General features: G+C 61.1%; 7 protein-coding genes. 3 read left to right on the top strand and 4 right to left on the bottom strand.

Annotated elements, in window-relative coordinates; translation table 11 throughout:
* The first annotated feature begins 83 nt into the window (after positions 1 to 83).
* Positions 84 to 938, top strand: a complete 855-nt coding sequence (locus ACZ6N8_RS31020) for a GntR family transcriptional regulator (RefSeq protein WP_466014593.1) — start codon at positions 84 to 86, stop codon at positions 936 to 938.
* Positions 939 to 949: 11 nt separating this feature from the next.
* The gene (locus ACZ6N8_RS31025) at positions 950 to 1,456 is read left to right on the top strand and encodes a nucleoside deaminase (protein WP_466014595.1); all 507 of its coding nucleotides are present in this window, start codon (positions 950 to 952) and stop codon (positions 1,454 to 1,456) included.
* Positions 1,457 to 1,480: 24 nt separating this feature from the next.
* Here the strand turns inward: ACZ6N8_RS31025 and ACZ6N8_RS31030 are convergent, their stop codons facing one another.
* The 4 genes from ACZ6N8_RS31030 to ACZ6N8_RS31045 form a co-directional block, all read right to left on the bottom strand.
* Positions 1,481 to 1,972 carry a protein-export chaperone SecB gene (locus ACZ6N8_RS31030; protein WP_466014597.1) on the bottom strand — a complete coding sequence of 164 codons (492 nt, stop codon included), beginning with the start codon at positions 1,970 to 1,972 and terminating at the stop codon, positions 1,481 to 1,483.
* Positions 1,963 to 2,430: a helix-turn-helix domain-containing protein gene (locus ACZ6N8_RS31035; protein WP_466014599.1), complete on the bottom strand. Its 468-nt coding sequence runs from the start codon at positions 2,428 to 2,430 to the stop codon at positions 1,963 to 1,965. Before ACZ6N8_RS31035 ends, ACZ6N8_RS31030 begins: the two co-directional genes overlap by 10 nt.
* Positions 2,431 to 2,533: 103 nt before the next feature.
* Positions 2,534 to 2,890 (bottom strand): type II toxin-antitoxin system RelE/ParE family toxin, encoded by a 357-nt coding sequence (locus ACZ6N8_RS31040; protein ID WP_466014601.1) that lies wholly within the window; start codon positions 2,888 to 2,890, stop codon positions 2,534 to 2,536.
* A 471-nt stretch (positions 2,891 to 3,361) separates the two neighbouring features.
* The gene (locus ACZ6N8_RS31045) at positions 3,362 to 4,441 is read right to left on the bottom strand and encodes a DUF6602 domain-containing protein (protein ID WP_466014603.1); all 1,080 of its coding nucleotides are present in this window, start codon (positions 4,439 to 4,441) and stop codon (positions 3,362 to 3,364) included.
* A gap of 699 nt (positions 4,442 to 5,140) precedes the next feature.
* Here ACZ6N8_RS31045 and ACZ6N8_RS31050 point away from each other — a divergent pair.
* Positions 5,141 to 5,692, top strand: coding sequence for a hypothetical protein (locus ACZ6N8_RS31050; protein ID WP_466014605.1), 552 nt, complete (start codon positions 5,141 to 5,143; stop codon positions 5,690 to 5,692).
* The last annotated feature ends 207 nt before the right edge of the window (positions 5,693 to 5,899 follow it).

Consider the following 5,899-nt stretch of genomic DNA (forward strand, 5'->3'; position numbering starts at 1 on the left):
TGCCACAAACCCACAAGGCATAGACTACGTATCGATGAGGGAAGACACAAGAGGTTCGCCCACAAACCTGCAAGGATGGAGGCATGGAACCACGACCTACTCTCGTCCAGGCGCCCATCCAGCTCCGGATCGCTGACGACATCCGGATGCAGATCGAGCGCGGGGACCTAGCGCCGGGAGACTCCCTGCCGACGTTGGCGGAGATCTGTGAGCAGTGGTCGTGCAGCATGAACTCGGCCCGGGGCGCTATGAATCTGTTGAAGGCGCAAGGCTTGGTCGATGCCGGACGAGGCAAGGCTCCCCGGGTGCGCGTTCCGGTACGGAAGGTCGTTCGGTCATCGGACCGGCACCAGGTTGAGAAGGATCTCGCCATCCGGCCTGAATCCGAGCGAGCCGTCATCGGCGAAGCCGAGACGAACCTCAACATGTCGATCGCAGAGCAGAAGTTCAACGCTCACTACGACGTCATCGATGCAAGCCCGGAGTTGGCGGAGGTCTTTAAGGTCCCGAGTGGCGAGCCGCTGCTGCGGCGACGGTACGAGGCGCATGACAGCCGGACGGGACACCTCTTGTCCTACAGCGTGTCCCACCTCCCGGTGGCACTGGTCAGCGATAACCCAGCGATATTGGACGGTAGCAATGAGCCTTGGCCGGGAGGCACGCAACACCAGCTTCTGACCGTGGGTGTCGAGATAACGCGCATGGTTGATGAGGTAACCGCAAGAATGCCGACGACGGTAGAAGCGCAGGCATGGGGGCTGGCGGAGGGTATACCGCTTCTGTTCTGCCGTCGCATCTCCTACGACCTAGACGGTCGCGTTGTGGAGATTTCCGATGCCGACTATCCGGCAGACCGAACCGAGTTCCGCTTCGTCACGGAACTCAAGCCCTGGCCGAAGAAGCGCCAAGCCGGCAGCGGCACGGACAGGGACAACTAGGGGAGATCGGAATGTCGAACGCTTCAAGCCAGGCAGATCAAGAGTTCTTGCAGCGCGCCATCGAGATATCGAGGCGCGCGCTCGAAGACGAAGGTAAGACGCCGTTCGGATCGATAGTAGTGCTGGCCGGCGAGATCATCGGCGAGGGAACTAGCAGTGTCGTCGAACTTCGCGACCCTACCGCCCACGCTGAGGTTATGGCCTTGCGGGAGGCGGGATCCCGGACGGGTACGCACTTATTCACCGGCGGAACGATGTATGCCAGCAGCGAGCCCTGTCCGATGTGCCTTGTGGCTTGTTATTGGGCGAGACTCGATCGGGTGGTATTCGGTGCGACGAGCCACGATGTTGCCACCTACGGATTCGAGGACTTGCAGCTATACCGCGAGCTAACCTTACCGGCCACTCAGCGTGCCCTGCGTGAGGACGCAGTACCCGGTCAGGCGAGAGATCACGCCGTGTCGGTACTCCGCTCCTGGGCTGGCAAGCTTCCGGTGCCCGTGGAGCCAAAGTACTAGGACGCAGTCATGGGTGCTGCGCGGCTAAGGCTGAATCTGCTCCTCCGCCTCAATCCTCGCCGGAGCGGCTGGCGGCGTCTCGCCCTCTTCTAGTTCCAAGGCGATCTGATACACCGGAAGTGTCACGGAAGGAATCCCTGTTCGAGATGCGAGATCCTGAATTGCGGCACGGACGTATGGGTACAGGGCAAGTGCGGCTGTTACATCCCCGAAGGCTCGCAGTTCATCGTCGCTAGCATCCGGAGGTAAAGAGTAGAGGGCTGCCATGGTCACCTTGGCCTTGAATACCTCTTCTTCGTCCTCGCGAGCTACGACGCTGACGCGGAGTCTGTAGACGCATCGGCCTTCCTCGCTAATAGACGAATAGGCCGACTCTGTCGCTACCTCGAACGTGAGGTCATCGCTCTCGGGGATTGAGATAAGGTCAGCCTGAAGCTCGGTCGCGCGAACGTCTCGCAGTTCGGCGTTGGCGGCGACGCGAGCAGCGTTCCGCTGAAGCTCATCCCTTACTTGCACAGTTCGACCTCGGATCGGTGGAAGCGCGTAGTGGATGCTGAGGGAGACCAAGCATCCACCAGGTCTTCTACGAGGGGGCGGGATTCTTGGCGAGCACGGCGAGGATGCATGTGGTAGGCGCGTACAGGGACCGACCAAGCGGCGACGCTTACATGTACATCAACTCGCGCCCGAACCGCGCGTGCGTAGCGCTGGAGGGTCGAGAGGTACGGATCATGCTCTCCGCCCTCAAGCGCGGACACCGCGGACTGGGTCGTGCCCATGCGCCGTGCGACTTCCACCTGGGAAATCTTGGCAGTCCGGCGTAGCGCAACAAGCTCCTTGATTAGCCGCAGCCGGTGCTCCGCGTCGGCAAACGCGTCCTCAAGATCCGGGTCTGCTGCCTCTGCGGCGAGGACCTCTTCCTCGCTGATGTAGTTCGCGGCGGCGGTGGTGCGGTGGCGGGCTCGGCGAAACATGATCGCCTCCGAGTGTTGGGGACTTGGTGCGAGAGTATCGGATCCATGCGATAGAGCGAAGAGACTTGCTGTAACGAGTTACCCACAGAGCAAGGCAGAGCAACTACTCGTCGCTGCCGCCGCCCCGGTAGAGCTTCCAGCGGGTCTTGGCACGCAGGATAAGGTGCAAGGGGGTCTTTTTAGACTTTTTCTCGAAAGTTGTCAGGATCCAGACGATGGTGCTGTACTGCCCATCAAACCTGAAGAGCGCTCGGTACTCCCTGCCCTGGGACGTGGCCCGTAGTTCGTGGTACCGCCCCTTGTGCCCGCTGAGCTGCTTGTAGTGGCGATCAAGTTCCTCGCCCTTCTCGTATGCCTTGATCACCGTGCGCAGCTCGACGTAGCCAGCTCGATCCAACCGTTGTAGTTCGTCCCATGCTCTCGGGTGGTAGCGAATGTGCCGCTGTCCCACGGTGTTCACCGCCCCTTCGCCGTCGCCCTGTGGCGGTACCGAACTTCACTATCAGTGCGGAAGCAGCCAACGCAAGGTAGTACGAGCTGCATGCGGGGATCAAGGGTCGTAGATCAGACTTCTACCAGTGTCGTCCAACTTGGACCGCATGCGCTACGTGAGTAGGCCGATTAGTCGTCCGGTCTCAAGAACTGGGTTGTGGGCTGTCATCGATGGACAAGGTGGGGTCGATCAATGGTGTGAGAACTTTCTGTACGAGATCAAGGCGGCCCGCTTCGCAGGCCGCTCGCGCCGCCGACCAGGGGCCGACCCGAACGGGCCGCCGCTCGGGGACCCCGCGCCCTTAGCGCAAGCGCAGGGGCGCACCCCGACCGGTTGCAGCCCCGCCGGCGGCGCGACCATACGAAGAAGCCCCGGGCCGCCAGGATGAGTGGCAGGTCCGGGGCTCCGCCCTCGCCGCGTCGAGACTTGCTACGGAAATCAGGGAATAAGAGGGTTGTTCCGGTTGTCGTGCAGCTTTCCCCAGTCATCCGATTTGAGCTCGCCCAGCATGAATAGGCTGAAGATATCTCGAATATCCCAGCTGCGGCTTGAAATGGCAGTGCGCGCTGTGTTCAATCCAGCGTGCCAGTAGTAAGTCGCCATTGAATGCCTTTGCGGATTCTTGACTGTCATAAGGCTCAACAAGAAGAACAGCATCGCGGCTATCGGAATTGGTTGCGCGGCTTCCTCTTGCCCTGGGTGAGTGAGCTGCGGCCGAGGCTTCCAACGCATGAAGTGGCTAAATGCCTCGACGTTCCCCGACTCAATCTCGTTAGAATCTACATGGAAGTCTGGAGACCATTCCCCCGCCTCGAGAGGGCGAACGTGGTTTTCCCAGGTGTGAAGGTCGCTCACGCATATGAGTGAGGGTAACTCGGTTGGGTGTTGAGCGAACTGGTGCAGTCGTTTGATCTCAGAGTCGATTTTCTCCAACGCCTCCACGCTGCTCCTCCACTCATGACTGTGGGCGAGAAGACCGTAGGGGATTGGATTGCAGGTATTTTCGTACAGAGTTGTTCTTCCGTGCTCCAGGGCTAACTTGCTTATCGCGGCGGAATTCGCAAAGAACTTCTCCAGGTGGGACTTTCTCAGCGTGTTTTTACATTCGAAAGCTGCCACCACCCCAGCGGCGAGGTAGAGCTTTTTGTGGCGCAGCTTGCGCGGATAATCCCCAGAGAGGACGACAACATCGACTTGTGGGCTGGCCGTTCCATCTGCGGCCAGGATTCTTCCCTTGGTCGCGATGTGCAGGTCTGCGGGTAGCCAGTCGGACAGCAGGCCCGCCCAGTTCGATTCTCCCTCGTCGCCCGCCGTGCCGGGGTCCTCGGTGGAGCGTCTATAGATCCTGTGATACTCCTCCTCCATTTCCCGCGTAACTTGGTCCAGGAAGGCCAGAAGCTCGTGGGAGGCTGTCACGCCACTAGCTTCGCGCACGTCACGGGGCAAGGCATAGAAGCGATCCGTGTCGAACAAGGCCTCCGGCGGGGCGCTCGGGCGCTCTGGGATGGTTGGCGCCATCCCGACAACCTTCGTCCGGGCCGAGCCGAGCAGGTGGGGCCTGCCCGGTCAAGGTCGTTCAGACGGTGGGGTGCTCCACCTTGACCGGGCAGGCCCCACCCCCTCCACGATGTGCGGACGAAGGCTGACGGGATGGCTAGGGAGCCAGCACTAGCCACGAAAGATCAATATCAAGAGCGGAGCGAGCGGTGTGATCAGCGCCGCCAATGCCAAGAGCAGACCTCGGATGGCATGGATGTAGCGCAACGTCAGTCGGTGACGCACTGCCGGATCTTGGTGGCTGCTGGAAACCATGGCGACCTCTTTTCCTGGTCTAGGTGGCGGGATGCGAGGTCTGGCGATCCTTCCAGGCTCCATTCCCTCGCCCTGCAAGCCTTCCAGCGAACCTGTGGGCGTTCCCAGACCATCTACTCACCAGCTACCCACCATCTACTGGGCATCTCATGGGCATCCGATGGGCGCGAGTCCTCCCGGAGCGATCTAGGACGAAGAGTTGTCATGATCATCGGGCACAGATTGGGCACAACCGAGAGCAGTAAGCCCTGTCAAACGACGATAGGTGTTGGCGACGGTTACGCCAGCCCGGTGTTCCGTCCGATAGGGAATTGATCTATCTATCGCAAGGGTGTATGGGGGTTCAGATCCCCGACAGTAACTCTGCCCTGGATCGTCATCTGCGCTGCCGCTAGCGTTGGCTCCGTGATGCGTGAAATCGAGCCGGAGGTGCAGCGGCTGCGGGATCAGGCGCTGACGAGTGTTGGCCGGTCCTCTGGTCGTACGCCGATCCGGTCCGCGCTCTACCACCTGACGCGAGGTCGGGTGGACCGGCGCCCGCGTTATACCCTCGGTCAGCTTCCCACGCTAGGAACACCTTGGCAGGACACCGTCTCTGGTCGGTACTTCGGATGGCGCTGTAGGGAGGCGAACTTGAACGGCCAGTTCGCCTTCGCGGTGGAGTACATCGTGTGCCAGCACTGCCGAGCAGCCTGGGTGGACAAGCCGTATACCGCTGAGGAGTACCAGCGGCAGGGACTTGCCTCAACCGCCCTGAGGGCGCTTCGCGAAGAGAACCCGGGGATGAGCTGGTTCACGGGTAGCGGACACATGAGAGACGCGAGCGCCTTCTGGATCGCTGTCGGCGCGGGTGTTCCTGGCGGATACAAGCCACGCGAGTTGTGCGAGCACATCGACAGGCACGGGGGATTGAAGCCTCGCTGGCTGCTTCGACGGCAGCAGCGACAGCGCACGTGATCGCCGGCTCCGTGGTTGATTAGCCCAGTCTCTGGGTCGTGATCGGGCTGCGGTAATTGCGGCCCAAGATCATGCCGTCGCCAGGCCGTCGAAGGTGAACCAGTAGCGACGAAGGATGACCAACGTTGACCGCTTGCGTCCCAGCTCGCGCGGCGTGACGCCCGCTTTGATCGTCTCTGCCGACCAGCGAGATCAATACCGCTGGAA

It is taken from the genome of Micromonospora sp. NPDC047521, assembly GCF_055587305.1.